The following is a 21,831-nucleotide window of genomic DNA, read 5'->3' as shown; positions in this document are numbered from 1 at the left end:
TTTTTTATTATTTTTCAAACATGCTTGTAGAATGCAGAGGCTGGACGCGCGCTTTCGGGTCCATGTAAGCCTTCGCGTTGTTCACGGCTGTCGGAGCTTCGCCGAAACCGCTGGCGATCAGCTTGACCTTGCCTTCATATGTGCAGATATCTCCGGCGGCAAAGAAGCCTTCAATATTCGTTTCCATTGTGCTTTTGACGACGATGGAATTTTTCTCGATTTCAAGGCCCCAGTTTTTAATCGGTCCGAGAGAAGAAACAAAGCCGTAGTTTACGATCAGGTCATCAATTTCGATGATTTCTTTACGGTCGCCTTTCACTTCTTCGAGAACGAGCTGTTCGATCCGGTCTTCACCGACAAGTTCAGCGGGAACAAACGGTGTCAGCACGTTGACTTTAGAATTATGCAGGTTTTCGACACTGTGCTCATGCGCGCGGAATTTATCACGGCGGTGGATGATGCTGACTTCTTTGGCGATCGGCTCAAGCATGAGCGCCCAGTCCACCGCGGAATCGCCGCCGCCCAGAACGGCAACGCGTCTGCCTGCGAATTGATTGAGGTCGTCAATGAAGTAGTGCAGGTTTTTGCCCTCATATTGTTCCGCTGATTCCAGCTCAAGCTTTCTCGGCTTAAATGCGCCGTTTCCCGCGGTGATAATGACCGTTTTTGAATAATGCGTTTCTGAATTCGTGACAAGCTTAAACACACCGTCCGCCTGTTTTTCAACAGATTCAACGGCCTGCTCTAAGCAGATGGTCTGATCGAACTTTGCCATTTGCTCTTTTAAGTTGTTCACAAGTTCCTGGGCGCGGATTTTCGGGAATCCGGCTACATCATAAATATATTTTTCAGGGTACAGCGCGCTGAGCTGGCCGCCAAGCTGAGGCAGGCTCTCGATGATTTTGACGCTCGCCTGTCTCATTCCCCCGTAAAAAGCGGTAAACAGGCCGACCGGGCCGCCGCCGATGACCGTAATATCATAAACCTTTGAATCCTCTTGCATACCAAATTGCCTCCTAATTGAAAATTGTTATTAATTATAACATACAATTTAAAAGGATGACGAGTGCCGAAAACCGCCCGGCCGCTTCATTCTTGAAAAAAATTGCGGCCGCCGCTAATATGGGGACAAATTCCAATCTGTTTTTTCCTGAATGTTTTCTGATTCTTCCGGATAGTATGGTGATATGCAGACATGTGCGGTTTTCTAAAAAATTTTATATTTCATTTCATAAAATCCCGCCAATAAGCTGAAGCTAATACAAATGTTGATTTGATTATACGTCTAACAGCAAAAAAAAGAAGGTGGATGTGATGGCATTGAATAAACCCAAAATCGTGGTTTTAGGTGCAGGTTATGGTGGATTAATGACAGTAACAAGGCTTCCGAAGCATATCGGGGCAAATGACGCTGACATTACTTTGGTCAATAAACACAATTATCATTATGAAACGACATGGATGCATGAAGCGAGCGCAGGAACACTGCATCATGACCGCTGCAGATATCAAATAAAAGATGTAATCAATGAATCACGGGTCAAATTTGTGCAGGATACCGTAAAAGCGATAGATGTGCAAAATAAAAAGGTGACGCTTTCACAAGGGGACATCCCTTATGATTATCTTGTCATCGGGCTTGGCGCCGTCCCTGAAACATTCGGGATTAAAGGCTTAAAAGAATTCGCTTTTCCGATCGCGAATATTAATACGTCGCGCCAGCTGAAAGACCATATTGAGCTCCAATTTGCGACATACAATACGGAGGCTGAAAAACGCCCTGACCGCTTAACCATCGTTGTCGGCGGAGCGGGCTTTACGGGAATTGAATTTCTCGGTGAGCTTGCGAACCGCAAGCCGGAGTTATGCAGATATTATGATATAGATGAAAGTCTCGTCCGGATCGTCTGTGTCGAGGCCGCCCCGACGGTTTTGCCGGGATTTGATCCGGAGCTTGTCGATTACGCCGTTCAATACCTTGAGAGCAAAGGCGTTGAATTTAAAATCGGCACCGCGGTTCAAGAATGCCGCGCAGACGGTGTCACAGTCGGCAAGAAAGATGAAGAGCCGGAAGAAATCAAATCCCAGACCGTTGTCTGGGCGGCGGGCGTGCGCGGACATCCGATCGTGGAGGAAGCGGGTTTTGAAAATATGCGCGGCCGTGTCAAGGTCAACCCTGATCTTCGGGCGCCGGGTCATGATGACGTTTTTATACTCGGCGACAGCTCGCTCTTTATCAATGAAGAGACGGAACGGCCGTACCCGCCGACTGCTCAGATCGCGATGCAGCAAGGAGAAACGGTCGCCAAAAATCTGGGCGGTTTGATTAAAGGAGGCCAGCTTGAAGAGTTCAAGCCTGACATTAAAGGAACCGTCGCCTCCCTCGGTGAGCATAACGCTGTCGGAGTCGTATACGGCAGGAAGCTCAAAGGCATGCCGGCGTCCTTTATGAAAAAGGTCATTGACAACCGATCGCTCTTTATGATCGGCGGGCTGGGCCTGACGCTGAAAAAAGGGAAGTTTAAATTCTTCTGAAAACCCGCGGCCGCGGGTTTTCTCTTCTTTTAAAAAAGAGCGCTATCAAAAGCATGTAAAAGAAAAAAAAGAATGTTTCCGCTTACATGAGTTGTTTTGTTACATATTCTGACTTGGTGCTTGACAAGTAAATATGATATATTATCAGAAAATTAAGAAAAAGGGTGATCCGCATGAAAACGACAGCAAAAAGCACGGCGGCGTGTCCGTTCTGCTCAGGTAAAGGGTATTTTCAATTGCTTCTTGGCGGCTCCGAAACATGTCCCTCCTGCCAGGGAAGCGGCAAAGAGAGACGATGATTTTTCCAGACGTTGACTTTTTTACCGCCCCCGAGGTACACTGAAAGTGCTGTAGGGGGTGGATGTTTGTGATTAGTTTGCCGGTTGTCCTGATCTCAATCGTACTATTTTTTGTACTGTTTTTCGGCATAGGCTTTCTGTTGAACATGCTGCTTAGAATGTCGTGGATTATGGCTGTTGTCTATCCGATTGTATGCCTTTTCATTATCAGCAATAAAAAGATGATCAGTTACGTGCAGGCGCCGGGGGAATCCTTTCAAAGCCTGTTTCAGCGTATCATGTCATTAGCGGTTGCGGATGTCGTGATTTTGGCGGGCGGACTGGCGGGAGCCATCACGTCAGGCATTGCCATAAAGGCGCTCAGAAAAAGAGGATATCAAATGTTTTAAGCCGCTTTCTTATTTGAGAAAGCTTTTTTTGTGTCGCGGCGCTTTTTGTATAGCACCTCACCGAGTTGGGAACAATGACTCGGAGGAGAGTGATTTCAGATTGACGATAATCAGACGCGTATTCATGATCGTGCTCTTTTTGGGCGCATGCCATGCGACATACTTTTCCATAACCGGTGTTGAAGCAAAGGATCTGACAAACTGGATGACCGAGCATCGCGGCGCCGTTTTGAAAAACATGGGCACTCCGTTTCAATCCTTACAGAATCAGCCGGAAAAGAAGGCATCAGGCAGGATAAAACCGCTGGAAGAAGCTTTTGACTGGGAACGCTATCCCTCACATAAGGTGACGGCCACCGGTTATACCGCCGGAGCGGAATCTACCGGAAAATCTCCGGGTCATCCGCAGTACGGAATTACATATTCAGGCGTGAAGGTCAAACGCGATTTATATTCAACTGTTGCGGCCGATCCGTCTGTTTTCCCGATCGGGACGATTCTGTTTATACCGAATTACGGTTACGGGGTTGTCGCCGATACCGGCTCAAAAATTAAAGGCAGCCGCCTTGACCTCTACTTTGACACCGTCAAGGACGTCTATAACAATTGGGGCAAAAAAACACTTGAGGTCTACATGATTAAAAAAGGGAACGGCACAGTGACCGAGGACGAACTTGTAAAGCTGAACGAAACAAAGTCGATGCAAGTGTTCAGAAATCAATACAAAACGGTAAAAGAATAAAAACGCTTCAGCATCCGCTGAAGCGTTTTTTACATAAAGAGATAATCTAAAATCAATGTCAGCACAATACCGGTGACGCCGCCGAAGAATACTTCAATCGGCTGATGGCCGAGCAGTTCTTTCAGTTTCTTCTGTTTTTCCTTCTCTTCCGCTTTCTGAAAGTCCTTCGCTTCGCTGACAAACCGATTAAAGTCGATGACCAGTTTATTAATGACCGTCGCCTGTTCACCCGCATGCCGCCTGACACCTGTAGCGTCGAACATCGTAATGACGGCGAAAATCGCGGCGACTGCAAACAGGGGCGAGTCCAGCCCCTGTTGCAAAGCGACTCCGGTTGACAGCGCAGTGACGGCGGCGGAATGGGAGCTCGGCATGCCGCCGGTGCTCGTCACAAGAGACCAGTCAAGTTTTTTGGATACGATAAATTGAATAGGCACTTTTACAACTTGGGCAAAAATAATGGCGGCAAAACTCGCCAGTAAAGGAAAATTCATAAGTACATCCATATGCGACATCCTTTCTGTATCTGCTGATTCCGATCGTATCGAAAAACTGCAGAAAACGCCCTTAGTTTGGTAAAATAAAATCAATGAAAAATGTTTTTTCATTATACCACTTTACATAACAAATACCCACATAAGGAGTGTGTACTCATGTTTTATGCATCTGATCAACTGCGGCATCCCGAAACACTGGTCATCGGTCTTTTTCAAAAAAGCACGCTGAACGGATTTACGAAGGAATTGGATGATAAATTGGACGGTCATCTGACCCAGCTGTTAAAGGATGGTGATGTGTCCGCCAAACGCAATCGTGTATCAAAAGTATACCCTCCGGCTGCGACCGGTATGAAACGTATTTATTTTATCGGTCTGGGAAGAGAAGCGGATTATTCGTTTGAAGATACGAAAGAATGCTTTGCGCGAGTATTTCAGCAGATTCATCAAGATAAAAAACAGGAAGTATCCGTTTTGCTCGATACATTCGTCTCCGGTGAAGTGCCTGCCGCCGATGCCGCTCATGCGCTTTCAGAAAGCTGTCTGCTTGCGGTTTACGAAGTGCAGGATTATAAACATAAATCGAATGAGCCGGATCAGGAACTGAAATCAGTCTGCGCCGTGACCGAAGAAGACCTGAGGGAAGTGCAGGCCGGCCTGAATGTCGGCGCGGCATACGGCCAAGGGACGAATTCAGCCCGCACGCTTGTAAATATGCCGGGTAATATGCTGACGGCCACCGATTTGGCGTCATATGCCGCTGAGCTGGCGGCAAAATACGATTTTGAGTGTGAAATTTTAGAAAAAGATGAAATGGAAGAGCTCGGCATGGGCGGGCTGCTTGCTGTTAACAAGGGCTCATCCGAACCGCCGAAAATGATCGTTCTGAAGTATCAGGGCAAAGATCAATGGGAAGACGTCATCGGCCTGGTCGGTAAAGGAATTACCTTTGATACGGGCGGATATTCAATTAAGCCGAAAACCGGCATCGTCGGCATGAAAAGCGATATGGGAGGAGCCGCTTCGGTATTGGGCGCGATGGAAATTATCGGCGAACTGCGGCCTGAACAAAATGTGCTCGCTGTCATACCGTCTACGGACAACATGATTTCGTCCGATGCTATGAAGCCGGATGATGTCATCGTTTCGCTCAGCGGAAAAACCATTGAGATTCTGAACACCGATGCGGAAGGGCGTCTCGTGCTTGCCGACGGCATCACATACGCCAAGCAGCACGGAGCCTCTGTCCTCGTAGACGTCGCAACGTTAACGGGCGGTGTCATTGTCGCCTTAGGAAACGAAATGACGGGCGCCATGACCAATCACGCCGCGTTTTATGAACAGGTGGCTGAATCGGCGAAAGAATCCGGCGAGCCGATCTGGCAGCTTCCGATTACAGAAAAGGATAAAAAACGGGTGAGAAACAGTCAGATGGCTGATTTGAACAATTCTCCGGGAAGAGAAGGCCACGCGATTATGGCGGGGGCATTCATTGGTGAATTCGCGGAAAACACGCCGTGGGTTCATCTCGATATTGCGGGAACCGCGACGGCGAATAAAGCGACATGCTTCGGCCCTGCCGGCGCAACAGGCGTCATGGCAAGGACGTTGGCTGTTTTGACTGAGCGCTTTACGCCCGAAAGATAACAGCAACCCGCTGCCTTGATGCAGCGGGTTTTTTGATTTCCAAAATCTTTAGTTGACTAAAGCACAGAATATATGGTAACTTTAATTATCTACTACATTAGCAAACTAAAGGATTTTTGGAGGGACTCATCAATGAATGCTGTTGTTGTCGCAGTATTGCTTATGCTCGTCTTAAGCCTGCTGCGTGTCAATATTATTATAGCTTTAATGATCGGCGCGCTTGCCGGCGGGCTGACCGGCGGCTTAGGCCTCGGAGAGACGGTGAAGGCTTTTACGGACGGTCTCGGCGGAAATGCCACCGTCGCGGTCAGCTACGCGCTGCTCGGAGCATTTGCCGCGGCGCTGACAAAAACGGGGCTTCCCGATGCAATGGTGGAAGCGTCTGTCAAACTAATCGGAAAAAAGGAAGATTCGCGGAAAAAAGCACTGTCAAAAGTGTTAATCGTACTGATTATTTTAATCATATCCTGTTTCTCGCAAAACGTGGTGCCCGTTCACATTGCGTTTATTCCTGTATTGATTCCGCCGCTTTTAAAAATATTTAACGAACTTGAAATAGACCGCAGGCTGATCGCGTGTGTGATGACATTCGGACTGACTGCGCCGTATATCGTTCTGCCTGTCGGATTCGGACAGATTTTCCAGGGGATGCTGAGAGATAATATGGCGTCAGCCGGTTTAAAGGTGCCGCTCAGTGATATCCCGTATGCTTTAATCATCCCGACGGCCGGGATGGCGGTCGGTTTAATTTTAGCCGTCATCGTCTTCCGGAAACCGAAGAAATATGAGACGAAGGAGATTGCCGGACTATCGTCTTCTCCTTATACGAAAAAAAGCATTGCCATCGCCTTGATCTCCATTGCCGTGTCGCTTGCCGTTCAGCTCTATCTGTCACAAGTGCTCGGAGTGGAAGGTATGATCATGGGCGCGCTTGCCGGCTTGTTTACGCTGTTTATAAGCGGAGTCATGAAGCGCAATGAAGCGGATAAGCTGATCACGGACGGCATGATTCTGATGGCTTTTATCGGGTTTGTCATGCTTGTTGCGGCCGGTTTTTCAAATGTATTGAATAAAACGGGCGATGTGGCTTCCTTGGTCAAAGCATCAACAGGCTTTATCGGCCACAGCCAATCATTGGGCGCGCTCCTGATGCTGGTGGTCGGTTTATTAATCACGATGGGAATCGGATCATCATTTGCAACCGTACCCGTCATTACGACCATATTCGTTCCGCTGTGCGCTCAGCTCGGATTCAGCCCGATGGCAACGATCGCCGTAATCGGAGCGGCCGCCGCGGTCGGCGATGCGGGTTCTCCTGCAAGTGACAGTACGCTCGGCCCGACGTCAGGCCTCAGCGCCGACGGACAGCACCACCACATATGGGATACGTGCGTACCGACATTTATTTTCTATAACATTCCGCTTGTGATATTCGGCTGGATTGCCGCGCTTGTTCTGTAAAAAAAGGCTCCCGAAAAGGGGAGCCTTTTTGTATGCTGAGAACATCCTACGCCGGATTTCTGCTGAACCCCGTCGCTTTATGAATAGACCTGTATACGGCAGGCGCGATTGATGCCAATAACAGTGCTAAAACGATATCTTTTATGAAAAACCATATCATGTAAAACCAGGCCATTCCGTAGCTGATCGGAGCATGAAGCCATAATTTCAGCGCAATATACGTATAGGTCGTGCCAATGATATAAATGACGGCGGTACCGATCAAAGAGGCCCATGCATAATGCAGGCGGCCGGGTTTTTTTGTTTTTTCCAGCAGCCATCCGGCTGCAAATGCCGCCGGGATGTAAGCGAGAATAAATCCGCCGCTCTTTCCGATAAACGGCGCAAAGCCTGCTGAGAATTGGGCGAAAACAGGCGCCCCCGCGAGTCCGGCCAATGCGTATACCGTCATTGCGATGGCTGCCCGTCTGGCGCCGAGAAGCATCGCGGCTAACAGACAAAAGAAAGGCTGCAGCGATAACGGAATTCCCGCAACTTGCAAAAAAGGAGCCATTGATGTAATGTTGGCGCCGACGGCCATCAGTGCGGCAAACATGCCGATAAGTGCCATATCGCCCGCGCGAAGGTTGCGTTGTTTCATTTGTTTTTCCCCCTTACACTTGTACCAGATTAGCGTAATCGAAGGGTGATTGATTGTCAACACAGATTTAATGTAGGTTTACTAAATGGAGGGAGCCATATGTTTTTCGGGAAAACGAAACAAACAAAACAGTCGGAACGGATTCCGCCAAACCAAAATGTCACAACGAAGTTTCCCGTGCTTCACGCCGGAAATGTTCCTTATTATGAAGATATGTCAAAATGGAACCTGCAGGTGTACGGGCTTGTTGACCGTCCTATGCTGTTAAGCTTTGAAGATATCAAAGCCTTTCCTGAAGCCGAAGTGAAAAATGATATTCATTGCGTCACGGGCTGGTCCCGTCTTGATAATATCTGGCAGGGAATACGCGCGAAAGACATCGCTGAGAAAGCGGGCGTGCACAAAGAAGCCGGTTTCGTCATTCTGCACGCTGAAGAGGGCTGGACGGCCAACCTGCCGCTTTCTGATTTTACGCGGGAAACATCCCTGCTGGCATATGCGCATAACGGCGAGCCGTTAACGCCAGAGCACGGCTATCCGCTAAGAGGCGTTTTCCCCCACCTTTATTTTTGGAAAAGCGCCAAATGGCTGCGCGGCATTCAGTTCACAAAGGAAAACCACCCCGGCTTTTGGGAGAAAAACGGCTACCATATGAGGGGAGATCCATGGAAGAACGAGCGCTTTACATGGGATTAAGCCCCTATCACTATATAGTTCTTAGGTACCTTATTGAAATAAGGTGCTTTTTTTATATCAAAAATCCATTGACTTTGTTTGGCAAAAAACCTATTATTTGAGGTGTCTTTTGATATTGAAAATCATTATCAATAAGGATAGATAAAGCAATTGCCGCAAAGGGGATGAACACATAATGGACGGAAAACAAATAAAGCGGGGTTTCACGCCGGCCGGCCGATACGCAGTTCCGGGCACAGAAGTAAGAGAAATGCGCTCTAAAGGAGGCCGTACATATCGTATCTTTGTCTCTTTTCCTCAGGAAGAACCGCCTGTATCCGGTTTCCCCGTCATATACCTGCTCGATGCGAATTCCGTATTCGGCACAATGGCCGAAGCTTTGCGGGTGCAAAGCCGACGGCCTGAAAAAACAGGCGTTGTTCCGGCGGTGATTGTCGGAATCGGCTACCCGACAGATCAGCCGTTTTCCGCCGAACGTCACAGTGATTTTACGATGCCGCTTTCTGAATCAGAACTGCCGGTGCATCCGCACGGCGCGGCATGGCCCGAACAGGGAGGGGCGGAAGCGTTTCTGAGTTTTATAGAAGAAAAAGTAAAGCCCGCGATGGAGCGGGATTATCCGATCGACAGAGGCAGGCAGACGATTTTCGGCCATTCGCTGGGCGGTCTTTTTGTGCTGCAAGTGCTTTTGACGAGGCCGGACATGTTTCAGACCTATGTTGCCGGGAGTCCGTCAATTCACTGGAACAAGCGTTTTATTCAGGAAAAAGCGGAACGTTTGTCAGACCGGCTCTCTGCGGAAAATCTTCAAGTCAGCGTATTGCTGGCTGCGGGAGAAATTGAAAAAACACATAAAAGCAGAATCCCGCAGCACGCAGAGGCGCTGTACTCTTTATTATCCGGTTTTGAAGATGATGGAGTCCGTACTGAATACAGCGAGTTTGAAGGAGAGGGCCATATTTCTGTCCTGCCCGTTTTAATCAGCAGGGCCCTGCGTTTCTGCCTGAATCCGGGAGGGCCGCATACCCCGTATTCTCCCGCATGAGAAAAAACAGGCCCTTCGAACTAAATACGGCTGATTCTAATTTTCTAATTGACTGCGTGTTTTGATTTGGATATGATTGTCTTGAATCATAATTGATAATGATAATCATTATCAATATAGAAAGGGAATGATAATATGGACGCATTGGGAATGAAAGGGAAAACGGCCGTTGTCACCGGCGCCGCTCAAGGCATCGGAGAAGCAACAGCGCTTGCCCTTGCTGAACAAGGCGTAAATGTGGCAGCTATAGATACAAATGAAGACCTGCTTCTCAGGCTTACTGACAGACTCCGGCAAAAAGGCGTGCAGGCGCAGGGGTTTGCCGCAGATGTATCTGACAGTGCGGCTGTCAATAATATCATCGCCGCCGTTGAACGCGACATGGGGCCTATTGAAATATTGGCGAACGTTGCGGGCGTGCTGCGGCCGGGTCCGGTGCAATCTCTCAGTGATGAAGATTGGGATCAAACATTTTCAGTTAATACGACCGGCGTATTTCATGTGTCGCGGGCTGTAAGCCGGTACATGATTGAGCGGAAAAAGGGCGCCATCGTTACGGTCGGTTCGAATGCAGCCGGCGTTCCGCGTGCTTCCATGGCGGCTTATGCGGCGTCAAAAGCGGCTGCCGCCATGTTTACGAAATGCCTCGGACTGGAGCTTGCGGCCCATCATATCCGCTGCAACATCGTATCTCCGGGTTCAACGGAAACCGACATGCAGCGGGCGCTGTGGCAGGACGAGAACGGAGCCCGGGACGTCATCAGAGGTTCGCTTGATACATATAAAACGGGAATTCCGCTTCAAAAGCTGGCGAAGCCTTCTGATATTGCAAATGCCGTTTTGTTTCTGGCTTCTGAACAGGCAAACCATATTACGATGCATGATTTATGCGTTGATGGCGGCGCTACTTTAGGCGTTTGATTTAACGAGAAGGAGGGACAAACATGACAAATCAACATGTATTGACGGAAGTGTCAGCAAAAGAGGTGCTGGACGCTTACAAGCCCGGGGCGTTCTTTTTAGCTTCCCCGAAAAGTACGATGCTTGCGGAAGGAATGTTTGCGGAAGTGCCTGATACAGACACGGAAAATCAGCTGGATTCACTGCCTGAACGCGTGAGACAGACGCTTCTTGAGGCAAAGCAAGCCGGCATCAAACATCCGATTGCGGCCGGCGCCATTCCTTTTGACGGCAGAAAAGCTTCCCGGCTTTTTGTACCGAAGAATGTCCATACGGCAGGCCCGCTTTCGTTTGCGGAATCTTCCGCAGAAAAGCCGCAATCCAATACATATGACATCCGTCCCGTTCCGGAGCCTGAGGGCTTTATGAGCGGTGTGGAACAAGGCGTATTCAACATTACGGACGGTCCGCTCAGCAAAATCGTGCTGTCAAGGACGCTTCATCTGACCGCTGAAAAGGATATCGACATTCCTCAGGCCGTCAAGCATTTGGCGCAGCACAACCCGCGCGGCTATACATTCGCTGCGGATGTGACGGGAACGTCAGAAACAAGAAAAACGCTTTTCGGCGCAAGTCCTGAACTGCTGCTGTCCAAAAATGGAACATCGATTCTGTCCAATCCGCTGGCAGGTTCCAGACCTCGCAGCACAGATCCCGCCGAGGATCAGAGAAGAGCGGAAGAACTGCTGCAATCAGCAAAAGATCTGCATGAACATGCCGTAGTTGTGGCCGCCGTGGCCGCCGCCCTTAAACCGTTCTGCCGTGTGCTTGATGTGCCGGAAAAACCGTCACTCATTAAAACTGAGGCGATGTGGCACCTGTCCACCGAGGTAAAGGGAGAGCTTCGTGATCCGTCAACGACATCACTTGAGCTGGCCATCGCCCTGCATCCGACGCCCGCGGTATGCGGAACACCGACGGATGCGGCGAGAGAAGCGATTCAGGATATTGAACCGTTTGACCGCAATTTCTACACGGGAATGGCGGGCTGGTGTGATGCTGAAGGTGACGGAGAATGGATTATCGCACTCCGCTGCGCCGAAGCGGAAACAAGGTCTCTCCGGCTCTTTGCGGGTGCCGGGATTGTCGCCGGATCAAAGCCGCAGGATGAATTGGACGAGACATCGGCGAAATTCCGCACTATGCTCCGGGCGATGGGGCTTTACCAAGATGAGTTGTAAAAAAGGAGGGAACGGATCGTGCTGACTGGATTTACGCCATGGCCGGAAGAATGGGCTGACAAATACCGAAAAGACGGCTGCTGGAAGGGTGAGACGTTCGGAGGAATGCTGAAAGAGCGCGCGGCTTTATACGGAAATCAAACTGCCGTGACGTGTAAAGATGTACATTGGACCTACAAAGAATTAGATGAAAGGGCCGATCGTTTAGCGGCGGGACTGCATAAGCTCGGAATTCAAAAGGAAGACCGCGTTGTCGTGCAGCTGCCGAATATCGCTGAGTTTTTTGAAGTGATTTTCGCGCTGTTCCGCCTCGGAGCACTGCCCGTTTTCGCGCTGCCTTCTCATAGAAGCAGTGAGATCACGTATTTCTGCGAGTTTGCAGAGGCGAAAGCATACATCATTCCTGATATGCATTCAGGTTTTGATTACAGGGCGCTTGCCAGACAGGTGAAAGACAAACTTCCGGATTTGGCGCATGTCATTGTGGCCGGCGAAGCTGAAGAGTTTCAGGAACTGAGCAGCCTGCATAGAGAGGCTGTTCAGCTGGAAGATGTAAGCCCGGCGGAAGTCGCCTTTTTACAGCTTTCAGGAGGCAGTACGGGGCTGTCCAAGCTGATTCCGCGAACACACGACGATTACATATACAGTTTGCGCATCAGTGCGGAAATATGCGGCTTGGATCATCACAGCGTTTATTTGGCCGCTCTGCCGACAGCGCATAATTATCCGCTCAGCTCGCCGGGTGTGCTGGGAACTTTATATGCCGGAGGCCGGGTTGTTCTGTCACCGACGCCGAGTCCGGATGACTGCTTCCCGTTAATTGAAAAAGAACGTGTCACGATTACAGCGCTCGTCCCGCCGCTTGCGATGGTGTGGATGGACGCATCCGGTTCGCGAAGTGATGATTTATCAAGCCTTCAAGTGCTGCAGGTAGGAGGCGCCAAATTCAGCGCTGAGGCGGCCCGCCGCGTGAAGAGCGCTTTCGGATGCACCCTTCAGCAGGTTTTCGGAATGGCGGAAGGATTGGTGAATTATACGAGACTGGATGATCCTGAAGAGATCATTGTCAATACGCAAGGCAGACCGATGTCACCTTTTGATGAGGTCAGGGTTTTAGACGATGACGGGCGGGATGTCGCCCCCGGTGAAGCGGGACATTTGTTTACACGCGGCCCTTACACGATTCGCGGATATTATAAAGCGCCAGAACATAATGAAAGATCATTCACAGCCGACGGATTTTATCAGACCGGCGATATCGTCAAACTGACGGCGGACGGCTATATCATCGTCGAAGGACGTGCGAAAGATCAAATCAATCGGGGCGGTGAAAAAATAGCCGCTGAGGAGGTGGAAAATCACCTTCTTGCGCACCCTGCCGTTCATGATGCGGCCATGGTTTCAATGCCGGATGATTTTCTCGGGGAGCGGTCCTGTGTGTTCGTCATCCCGAAAGGAGAAGCGCCGAAACCGGGAGAGCTGAAAGCATTTTTACGTGAGCGCGGACTGGCGGCATATAAAATCCCCGACCGGATTGAATTTATCGCTTCTTTCCCGAAAACCGGCGTCGGCAAGGTCAGTAAAAAGGATCTTCGCGAAACGATCGCCCAAAAAGTAAAGCCGGCTGAAATCAAACAATCTTAAAAAAGGAAGTGTTTACATTGGCTATACCGTCTATTCCCGCATATGCGCTGCCGACAGCGTCAGATATGCCTGAAAATAAAGTATCGTGGACGCTGAATCCGAAACGCGCGGTGCTTCTGATCCATGACATGCAGAATTATTTCGTCGATGCTTTTGCGAAAGGTGTCGCTCCGATCACAGAGGCGTCTCAGAATATCAAAAAAATAAAAGAGCAATGCAAAGCACTCGGCATTCCGGTGGTGTATACCGCGCAGCCGGGCAGCCAAGACCCGGCGGACCGCGCGCTGCTGACGGATTTTTGGGGACCGGGGCTAAAAAGCGGGCCTTATGAAGAAAAGGTCATTCCGGAGCTTGCCCCGGATGATCAGGACATTGTCCTCACAAAGTGGAGATACAGCGCGTTTAAACGGACGAATCTCCTTGAGATCATGCGTGAAAGCGGCAGAGACCAGCTCATGATTACGGGAATTTATGCACACATCGGCTGCCTCGTCACAGCATGTGAAGCATTTATGGATGATATCCAAAGCTTCTTTATCGGAGATGCCGTTGCTGATTTTTCTTCAGAAAAACATAAGATGGCCATCGAATATGCGTCTCAGCGCTGCGCTTACACAGCTTTGACAAACGAAGTGCTGGAGCTGCTGGGCGGCGCGCCGGTTACTGAAGGAGAAAAGAAGGCTTCCGCCGTATTGACAAAAGACCGGGTGCGGGAACAAATTGCGGCGATTCTTCAAGAATCACCGTCTGATATTCCGGATCATGAAGACCTGCTGGACAGAGGTCTTGACTCCGTCAGAATCATGAGCCTTGTCGAACAATGGCGCCGTGACGGAGCTGAAGTGACGTTTGTGGAACTGGCGGAGAACCCGACGCTGGAAGAGTGGTGGAGACTTCTTTCTTCCCGATCTCAAAAAGTCTTGCCGAACGCAGATTATTTATAAAGGGAGAGAATAGAATGCATGATACACAACAGCTGCCTCTGACAGGCGCACAGGCCGGTATCTGGTTTGCGCAGCAGCTTGATCCTGATAATCCGATTTACAATACAGGCGAGTACGTTGAGATAAACGGCGCGATCGATGTGAACATATTTAAAACCGCTCTCGAACGCGTGCTGACGGAAGCCGCGTCATTACACGCCCGCTTCGAGGAGGGAGCAGACGGGCCGAAGCAGATCATCAATCCTCCATTTGAGGCTGCGATCGATGTCATAGATGTGAGTTCAGAAGCTGATCCGCAGCAGGCCGCACTCAGACTCATGCAGACAGATTTGGCTGAGCCCGTTGATATGGCGGCCGGGCCTTTGTTCCGCGACATTTTATTTCAGGCGGGACCGGAACGCTTTTTCTGGTATCAGCGCATTCACCACATTGCGATAGACGGCTACGGTTTTTCACTGCTGGCACGGCGTACGGCGCAAATGTACACCGCAATACGGGAAGGACGTCCGGATAACGGGCGCTCCTTCGGCTCTTTGGAGGAGCTGGTAAAAGAAGAACAAGAATACCGCGCGTCTGATCAATTCCTGAAAGATCGGGAATTTTGGATGGAGAAATTTGCGGATGAACCTGATGTCGTCAGTTTGGCGGAAAGAGCGCCGCGAACGTCAACAAGTTTTCGGAGAAGTACGGCTTATCTTTCTGAAACGGCTTTACAGCATGTAAAAGCGATTCCGAACTGGCATGAAGCCGTTACTGCCGCAGCGGCGGTATATGTCCACCGGATGACAAACGCAGGGGATATCGTGCTCGGTTTACCGATGATGGGACGGATCGGCTCGATTTCACTGAATATTCCGAGTATGGTCATGAATCTTCTGCCTTTACGGCTTTCTCTCCGCCCGGATATGAATTTTCATGAGGCCGTCAGCCAAGTGGCAAAAGAAATCCGAAACATCCGGCGCCATCAGAAATACCGCCATGAAGACATGCGCCGCGACCTTAAATTGCTCGGAGAAAATCGCAGGCTGTTCGGCCCGCAAGTCAATGTGATGCCGTTTGACTACGCGCTTGACTTCGCCGGAGCGCGGGGGACCGTTCATAACTTATCAGCCGGGCCCGTTGATGATTTGTCAATTAACGTTTACGACAGAGCGGACGGAAGCGGAATGCGTGTGGACTTTGATGCGAATCCGGAAGTGTACAGCGCCGAAGATATTGAAAACCATCAAAAACGATTCCTGCTTCTGTTGGAATCAGCTGTGAAAGACCAGACACAAAAAATCGGCACACTCAACCTTCTGCTTGAAAGTGAACGTCTCCGCGTACTGGAAAGCTGGAATGACACGCGCAAGGCCGAGAAGCAGAAAAGTCTGCCGGAGCTGTTTTACGAACAGGCCGTAAAAACACCGGACCGGCCGGCAATCATCACCGAAAACGAAGAGCTCAGCTATGCCGAATTGAACAAGCGCGCGAACCAGCTTGCCGGCATGCTAAAAGAAAAGGGGCTCGGACCGGAACAATTTGCCGCTTTGCTGCTTCCGCGGTCACAGGAGTTGGCCGTGAGCATGCTGGCCGTTTTGAAAACGGGAGCCGCATACCTGCCGCTTGATCCTGATTTTCCTTCTGAGCGGATCACATACATGCTCAAAGATGCACAGCCTGCCTGCCTGATTACAACGATGGAATTATCCGGCCGCATGCCGGAAGACAGTGATGCAAAAAGAATCATTCTCGATGACCCGGATACGGTAAAAACCGTTGCCGCTCAAAATGCTGACTGTCCCGCTCAGGCGGAATGTTCGCCTTTGCACCCCGCTTATATCATCTATACATCGGGTTCAACGGGCAAACCGAAAGGCGTAGTCGTGACATTAAAAAGCGTAAGCAATTTCCTCTTATCCATGCGGGAAATGTTCCCGCTCGGCGAACAAGACCGCCTGCTTGCCGTTACGACTGCGGCGTTTGATATTTCCGGACTTGAGCTCTTCCTTCCGCTCATCAGCGGGGCAGGGTGCGTTATCGCACATAAAGAGACGATTCAGGAACCGCGGGCGCTTGCGCACATGATTCACTCATACGGTATTTCAATCATGCAGGCAACGCCGACATTGTGGCATTCATTAGTTACCAATGAACCGGATTCTCTCCGGGCGCTGCAGGTGCTTGTCGGAGGTGAGGCGCTTCCGAAGGCGCTTATGCATGCTCTGCTTGAATCAGGCTGTACGGTGACGAATCTGTACGGGCCGACTGAAACAACAATCTGGTCGGCCGCACAGCCGCTTGCAAAAGGCCATACAGGGGCGCCTCCGATCGGAAAGCCGATTTGGAACACGCGGGTATACGTGCTGGACGCCGCATTGCAGCCCGTCCCGCCGGGAATTGCGGGCGAGCTTTATATAGCGGGCGAGGGGCTTGCCAGAGGTTATTATAACCGTCCTGATTTAACAGCTGAAAGATTCATTGCCGATCCATACGGCCCCGCGGGCGCGAGGATGTACCGGACGGGAGATCTCGTGCGCTGGCGTGAGGACGGCTCGCTTGATTATATCAGCAGAGCCGATCACCAAATTAAAATCCGCGGGTTCCGGATAGAATTAGGAGAAATTGAGTCAGTGCTGTCGAAATATCCGGGTATTTCGCAGGCCGCCGTCATTGTCCGTGAAGACCAGCCGGGAGATAAGCGGCTGGCGGCTTATGCTGTCGCGGATCGGCCCCTTGATATCGGCGAACTTCGTGCATATATGGCCGAAAGCCTGCCGGATTATATGGTGCCGGGCGCGTTTGTACAGCTGAAGGAATTGCCGCTGACGCCGAATAAGAAGCTCGATCGCAGCGCTCTGCCTGCACCTGATTTTTCCGCTGTCCTGTCTGACAGAGGGCCGCGGACACCGCAGGAAGAAATATTATGCGATCTGTTTGCCGAGGTTCTCGGTCTCGCGCGGGTCGGAATTGATGACGGGTTCTTTGAATTGGGCGGACATTCGCTCTTAGCCGGACGCCTGATGAGCCGGGTTCGGGAGACGATGGGCGCAGAGCTTGGCATCGGCCGTCTGTTTGATACGCCGACCGTTGCCGGGCTCGCCGCACAGCTTGACACCGCAAAGAGTGCGCGGCCTAAGCTCAAGCCGTTTGACCGGCCGGAGCACATCCCGCTGTCATTTGCGCAGCTGCGTCTTTGGTTTCTCTACTGTCTTGAAGGGCCAAGCCCGACTTACAACATTCCGGTGATTGTCCGCATGTCAGGCAAGCTTGACCAATCAGCGCTGAAACACGCCTTTTACGATGTGGTCAGCCGTCATGAAAGCCTGCGCACCGTTTTTCCGGAAAATAAGGGATCATCGCATCAGCTCATTTTATCTGCTGAAGAAGCCCGCCCTGTGTTTACAGTGACACGTGCAGACAAAAACGAGCTCCAAGACATGCTTGCCGCTGCGGCACGATATCGGTTTGATCTCGCTAAAGAGCCGGCCGTCCGGGCTGAGCTGTTTGATCTTGGTGACGGCGAGTATACGCTGATGATTCTCCTGCATCACATCGCAGGTGACGGCTGGTCCTTGAATCCGCTCATGCGTGACTTATCCATAGCCTATATCGCCCGGCAAACAGGTGAAAAAGCAGAATGGGCGCCGCTGGCGGTTCAATATGCGGATTATGCGCTTTGGCAGCAGCAGCTTTTAGGCAGCGCGTCTGATTCTGAGAGCTTAATTGCGCGCCAGCTGGATTTCTGGAAGAAAACGCTTGAAAATGTACCGGATCAGCTGGAGCTGCCGTCTGATTTTCCGCGTCCCGCTGAATCAAGCTACAGGGGCGGCGTCATTCCGGTCAACATCGGCCAAGAGCTTCATGCCCGTCTTCTCTCACTTGCCAGAAAGCAGCGCGTAAGCCTGTTTATGGTGCTTCAATCAGGGCTTTCCGCGTTACTGACCCGGCTCGGTGCAGGGACCGATATTCCGATCGGCAGTCCGATAGCCGGCCGCAGTGATGACGCATTGGGAGACCTTGTGGGTATGTTCATTAATACACTCGTGCTGAGAACCGATACCTCTGGCGATCCGAGCTTTTGTGAGCTCCTTGAAAGGGTCAGAGAAATGAATCTCGCAGCATATGAACATCAGGATGTGCCGTTTGAACGTCTCGTGGAAGAATTGAATCCAAGTCGTTCCCGATCAAGACATCCGCTGTTCCAAGTGATGCTCGCATTCCAAAATACGCCTGACCCTGTACTCAGTCTTCCTGATATGGAAACAAGCCTGCAAATCAGCAGTGTCGGATCGTCCAAATTTGATTTGACGCTGGAATTGGCGGAACAGCGCCATGACGACGGCACGCCTGCCGGTATTGAAGGCCTGCTGGAGTTCAGTACGGACTTATTCAGAAAAGAAACGGCCGAAGCACTTGCCGGACGCCTGCTTCTTCTGCTCGAAGATGCTGCATCACATCCGGAAAAACCGATCGGAAGCTTAACCATTCTTTCTGATGAAGAGCGCCGGAAGCTTTTGCCGGTTAAACAGGCAAAACAGCATATTCAGCCTCGGCAGACACTGCCTGAACTGTTTGAAATACAGGCCGCCGCAAAATCGGATGAAACGGCGGCAGTATTTGAAGAGAGCGGTCTCACTTATAAAGAGCTGAATGAAAAAGCCAATCAGCTCGCGCACATGATGATTGCCCGCGGCGTCGGCCCGGAGCAGTTTGTCGCACTGGCGCTGCCGCGTTCTTTAGATATGATTGTCGGGCTGTTAGCCGTCCTGAAGACGGGGGCAGCGTATTTGCCGCTTGATCCTGATTATCCCGCGGACCGCATTGCTTTTATGTTACATGATGCCAAGCCTGTATTTATGCTCACCAATCGTGAAGGCGCAAGTAAGCTCTCTATCGAAAGCGGCATGCCGGCCTTCATCTTGGATGATCCGCAGAACAAGGAAACACTTCGGCAATATGCCGTCACGAACCCTGAGAATGCCGACCGTATTCGTCCGCTGTCACCGCTTCACCCGGCCTATGTCATTTACACGTCGGGATCAACAGGTGTGCCGAAAGGTGTCATCATTCCGCACAGCAATGTTATCCGGCTGTTTGAGTCGACGCGGCATTGGTATCACTTTCATTCTGATGATGTATGGACGATGTTTCACTCCTACGCTTTCGATTTCTCTGTCTGGGAAATGTGGGGGCCGCTGCTTCACGGCGGACGTCTCGTCGTCGTGCCGCATGACATCAGCAGATCGCCGGAAGCGTTTTTACATCTTCTCGTGAAAGAGCGGGTGACCGTGCTTAACCAAACGCCGTCAGCGTTTTACCAGCTGATGCATGCGGAAAAAGAACACAAAGAGCTGGGGCGTCAGCTCGCACTCAGATATATCATCTTCGGCGGCGAGGCGCTTGAGCTGAGCCGGCTTGAGGATTGGTACAGCCGCCACGCAGACAATCAGCCGGTGCTCGTGAATATGTACGGCATTACGGAAACGACGGTGCACGTCAGTTACCTTGAATTAGACAAAAACATTGCCGAACTGAGAGCAAACAGCCTCATCGGCTGCGGTATTCCTGATCTGAACGTATATGTGCTTGATGACCGGCTGGAGCCTGTGCCCCCGGGCATCACTGGCGAAATGTATGTTGCCGGAGGAGGCGTGGCACGCGGCTACTTAGGGCGGCAAAGCCTGACCGCCGAACGCTTTGTGGCTGATCCGTACGGCCCGCCGGGAACGAGAATGTACCGGACGGGGGATTTAGCCCGCCTGCGGACGGACGGTTCTCTTGATTATATGGGCAGGGCGGACCACCAGATTAAAATCCGCGGCTTCCGGATTGAATTGGGAGAAATCGAAGCGGTTCTCGTCAAACATCCGGATGTCGAGGATGCCGCCGTAGTCGTCCGTGAAGACCGGCCGGGAGATAAACGGCTGGCCGCCTACCTTGTCCGATCTGCCGGCAGCACCTTGGACACGGGGGACATGCGCCGGTTTGCCGAAGAAAGCCTGCCGGATTACATGGTTCCGTCAGCTTTTGTCCAAATGAATGAACTGCCGCTGACACCGAATGGAAAGCTTGACCGAAAAGCGCTCCCTGCGCCTGACTTCCAAACGGAGGTCACCGGCCGGGGACCGAGAACGCCGCAGGAAGAAATGCTGTGTGAGCTGTTCGCAGAGGTGCTTCATCTGCCGCGTGTCGGTATTGATGACAGATTTTTTGATTTAGGCGGCCATTCTTTGCTTGCGGTTCATTTAATGAGCCGTATTCGGGAAGCGATGGGAGCCGAGCTCAGTATCGGAACACTATTTGAAGCTCCTACGGTGGCAAGCCTTGCTGAAAGACTTGAGTCAGGAACGGGCGCAAGCGCGCTTGATGTTCTTCTTCCGCTCAGAACGGCAGGAGAAGAAACACCGTTGTTCTGTGTCCATCCGGCCGGCGGTCTCAGCTGGTGTTATGCCGGGCTGATGTCTTCTTTAGAGGCTGATTATCCGATATACGGCTTACAGGCGAGAGGCATCGGAAAAAAAGAACCGCTTCCGCAAAGCTTAGATGACATGGCGGCGGATTATATTGAAAAAATCCGCACCGTGCAGCCGAAAGGGCCGTACCGTCTGCTCGGCTGGTCTCTCGGAGGGAATGTCATTCAGGCCATGGCGACACAATTACAGAGCCGGGGGGAAGAGGTTTCGCTTTTGGTGATGCTTGACGCGTATCCGAATCATTTTCTGCCGATAAAAAATGCGCCTGATGACGAGGAAGCCGTCATCGCGCTGCTTGCCCTGGGAGGGTACGACCCGGACAGCCTCGGGGATCAGCCGCTTGATTTTGACACCGCGCTGACCATTCTCCGCCGTGAGGGAAGCGCATTAGCCAGCCTGGACGAGTCAGTGATGATGAATCTGAAAGACACGTACATTAATTCTGTCGGGCTGTTAGGAACATACAAGCCGAAGCCGTTCCACGGAGATGTGCTGTTCTTCAGATCCACGATTATTCCGGAGTGGTTTGACCCGATTGAGCCGGATACTTGGAAACCGTATATTACGGGGAATATCGAGCGGTATGACTTAGACTGCCGCCATAAAGATATGTGCCAGCCGGGCCCGCTTGCCGACATCGGCGCGATTCTGGCAGAGAAATTAAACGGACGGCGTACAGTCCGGTAGAGAAAGGAA

At 51.0% G+C, this 21,831-nt stretch carries 16 protein-coding genes; 13 read left to right on the top strand and 3 right to left on the bottom strand.

Going from position 1 to position 21,831, the window contains the following annotated elements:
• Positions 1 to 7 precede the first annotated feature (7 nt).
• Entirely contained in the window at positions 8 to 1,003 is a 996-nt protein-coding gene (gene yumC / locus G4O42_RS15265) for a ferredoxin--NADP reductase 2 (RefSeq protein WP_007613496.1), read from the bottom strand.
• Between the two features lie 311 nt (positions 1,004 to 1,314).
• Between yumC and G4O42_RS15260 the strand changes: the two genes are divergently transcribed.
• The 4 genes from G4O42_RS15260 to G4O42_RS15245 all read left to right on the top strand — a co-directional run bounded on the left by G4O42_RS15260 (position 1,315) and on the right by G4O42_RS15245 (position 3,965).
• Positions 1,315 to 2,535, top strand: coding sequence for an NAD(P)/FAD-dependent oxidoreductase (locus G4O42_RS15260; protein ID WP_007408709.1), 1,221 nt, complete (start codon positions 1,315 to 1,317; stop codon positions 2,533 to 2,535).
• 173 nt (positions 2,536 to 2,708) lie between these two features.
• Entirely contained in the window at positions 2,709 to 2,834 is a 126-nt protein-coding gene (locus G4O42_RS15255) for a YuiA family protein (RefSeq protein WP_007408708.1), read from the top strand.
• Between the two features lie 68 nt (positions 2,835 to 2,902).
• Entirely contained in the window at positions 2,903 to 3,223 is a 321-nt protein-coding gene (locus G4O42_RS15250) for a YuiB family protein (RefSeq protein ID WP_025285206.1), read from the top strand.
• A 100-nt stretch (positions 3,224 to 3,323) separates the two neighbouring features.
• On the top strand, positions 3,324 to 3,965 hold the full coding sequence (locus G4O42_RS15245; protein WP_032876757.1) for a 3D domain-containing protein: 642 nt from the start codon (positions 3,324 to 3,326) through the stop codon (positions 3,963 to 3,965).
• A gap of 29 nt (positions 3,966 to 3,994) precedes the next feature.
• On the opposite strand, the gene G4O42_RS15240 is transcribed toward G4O42_RS15245, so the two are convergent.
• Positions 3,995 to 4,471 (bottom strand): divergent PAP2 family protein, encoded by a 477-nt coding sequence (locus G4O42_RS15240; RefSeq protein ID WP_014418782.1) that lies wholly within the window; start codon positions 4,469 to 4,471, stop codon positions 3,995 to 3,997.
• Positions 4,472 to 4,618: 147 nt separating this feature from the next.
• Here G4O42_RS15240 and G4O42_RS15235 point away from each other — a divergent pair, with 147 nt between their 5' ends.
• Entirely contained in the window at positions 4,619 to 6,109 is a 1,491-nt protein-coding gene (locus G4O42_RS15235; RefSeq protein ID WP_007613484.1) for a leucyl aminopeptidase, read from the top strand.
• Positions 6,110 to 6,241: 132 nt separating this feature from the next.
• On the top strand, positions 6,242 to 7,570 hold the full coding sequence (locus G4O42_RS15230) for a Na+/H+ antiporter NhaC family protein (RefSeq protein ID WP_007613482.1): 1,329 nt from the start codon (positions 6,242 to 6,244) through the stop codon (positions 7,568 to 7,570).
• Positions 7,571 to 7,616: 46 nt separating this feature from the next.
• Here G4O42_RS15230 and G4O42_RS15225 read toward each other — a convergent pair whose 3' ends face one another.
• Positions 7,617 to 8,210 (bottom strand): biotin transporter BioY, encoded by a 594-nt coding sequence (locus G4O42_RS15225; RefSeq protein WP_007408702.1) that lies wholly within the window; start codon positions 8,208 to 8,210, stop codon positions 7,617 to 7,619.
• Positions 8,211 to 8,309: 99 nt separating this feature from the next.
• Between G4O42_RS15225 and G4O42_RS15220 the strand changes: the two genes are divergently transcribed.
• The 7 genes from G4O42_RS15220 to G4O42_RS15190 all read left to right on the top strand — a co-directional run bounded on the left by G4O42_RS15220 (position 8,310) and on the right by G4O42_RS15190 (position 21,822).
• Positions 8,310 to 8,906 (top strand): sulfite oxidase-like oxidoreductase, encoded by a 597-nt coding sequence (locus G4O42_RS15220; protein ID WP_012118333.1) that lies wholly within the window; start codon positions 8,310 to 8,312, stop codon positions 8,904 to 8,906.
• A 175-nt stretch (positions 8,907 to 9,081) separates the two neighbouring features.
• Positions 9,082 to 9,951, top strand: a complete 870-nt coding sequence (locus G4O42_RS15215; protein ID WP_032876760.1) for an alpha/beta hydrolase — start codon at positions 9,082 to 9,084, stop codon at positions 9,949 to 9,951.
• Positions 9,952 to 10,086: 135 nt separating this feature from the next.
• Complete coding sequence (locus G4O42_RS15210) at positions 10,087 to 10,872, top strand: 2,3-dihydro-2,3-dihydroxybenzoate dehydrogenase (RefSeq protein WP_032876762.1); 786 nt, start codon at positions 10,087 to 10,089, stop codon at positions 10,870 to 10,872.
• A 23-nt stretch (positions 10,873 to 10,895) separates the two neighbouring features.
• Positions 10,896 to 12,092 (top strand): isochorismate synthase DhbC, encoded by a 1,197-nt coding sequence (dhbC, locus tag G4O42_RS15205; RefSeq protein WP_032876765.1) that lies wholly within the window; start codon positions 10,896 to 10,898, stop codon positions 12,090 to 12,092.
• 18 nt (positions 12,093 to 12,110) lie between these two features.
• Entirely contained in the window at positions 12,111 to 13,736 is a 1,626-nt protein-coding gene (locus G4O42_RS15200) for a (2,3-dihydroxybenzoyl)adenylate synthase (protein WP_032876768.1), read from the top strand.
• Between the two features lie 17 nt (positions 13,737 to 13,753).
• On the top strand, positions 13,754 to 14,680 hold the full coding sequence (locus G4O42_RS15195) for an isochorismatase (RefSeq protein ID WP_032876771.1): 927 nt from the start codon (positions 13,754 to 13,756) through the stop codon (positions 14,678 to 14,680).
• 14 nt (positions 14,681 to 14,694) lie between these two features.
• A complete protein-coding gene (locus G4O42_RS15190) occupies positions 14,695 to 21,822 on the top strand; it encodes an amino acid adenylation domain-containing protein (protein WP_032876774.1) in 7,128 nt (2,375 codons plus the stop codon).
• Positions 21,823 to 21,831 lie beyond the last annotated feature (9 nt).

It is taken from the genome of Bacillus sp. LUNF1 (assembly GCF_011008975.1).
GTDB lineage: Bacteria > Bacillota > Bacilli > Bacillales > Bacillaceae > Bacillus > Bacillus velezensis.
Note: the sequence above shows the minus strand (reverse complement) of the source record. Positions and strands in the feature narration are given on the sequence as shown.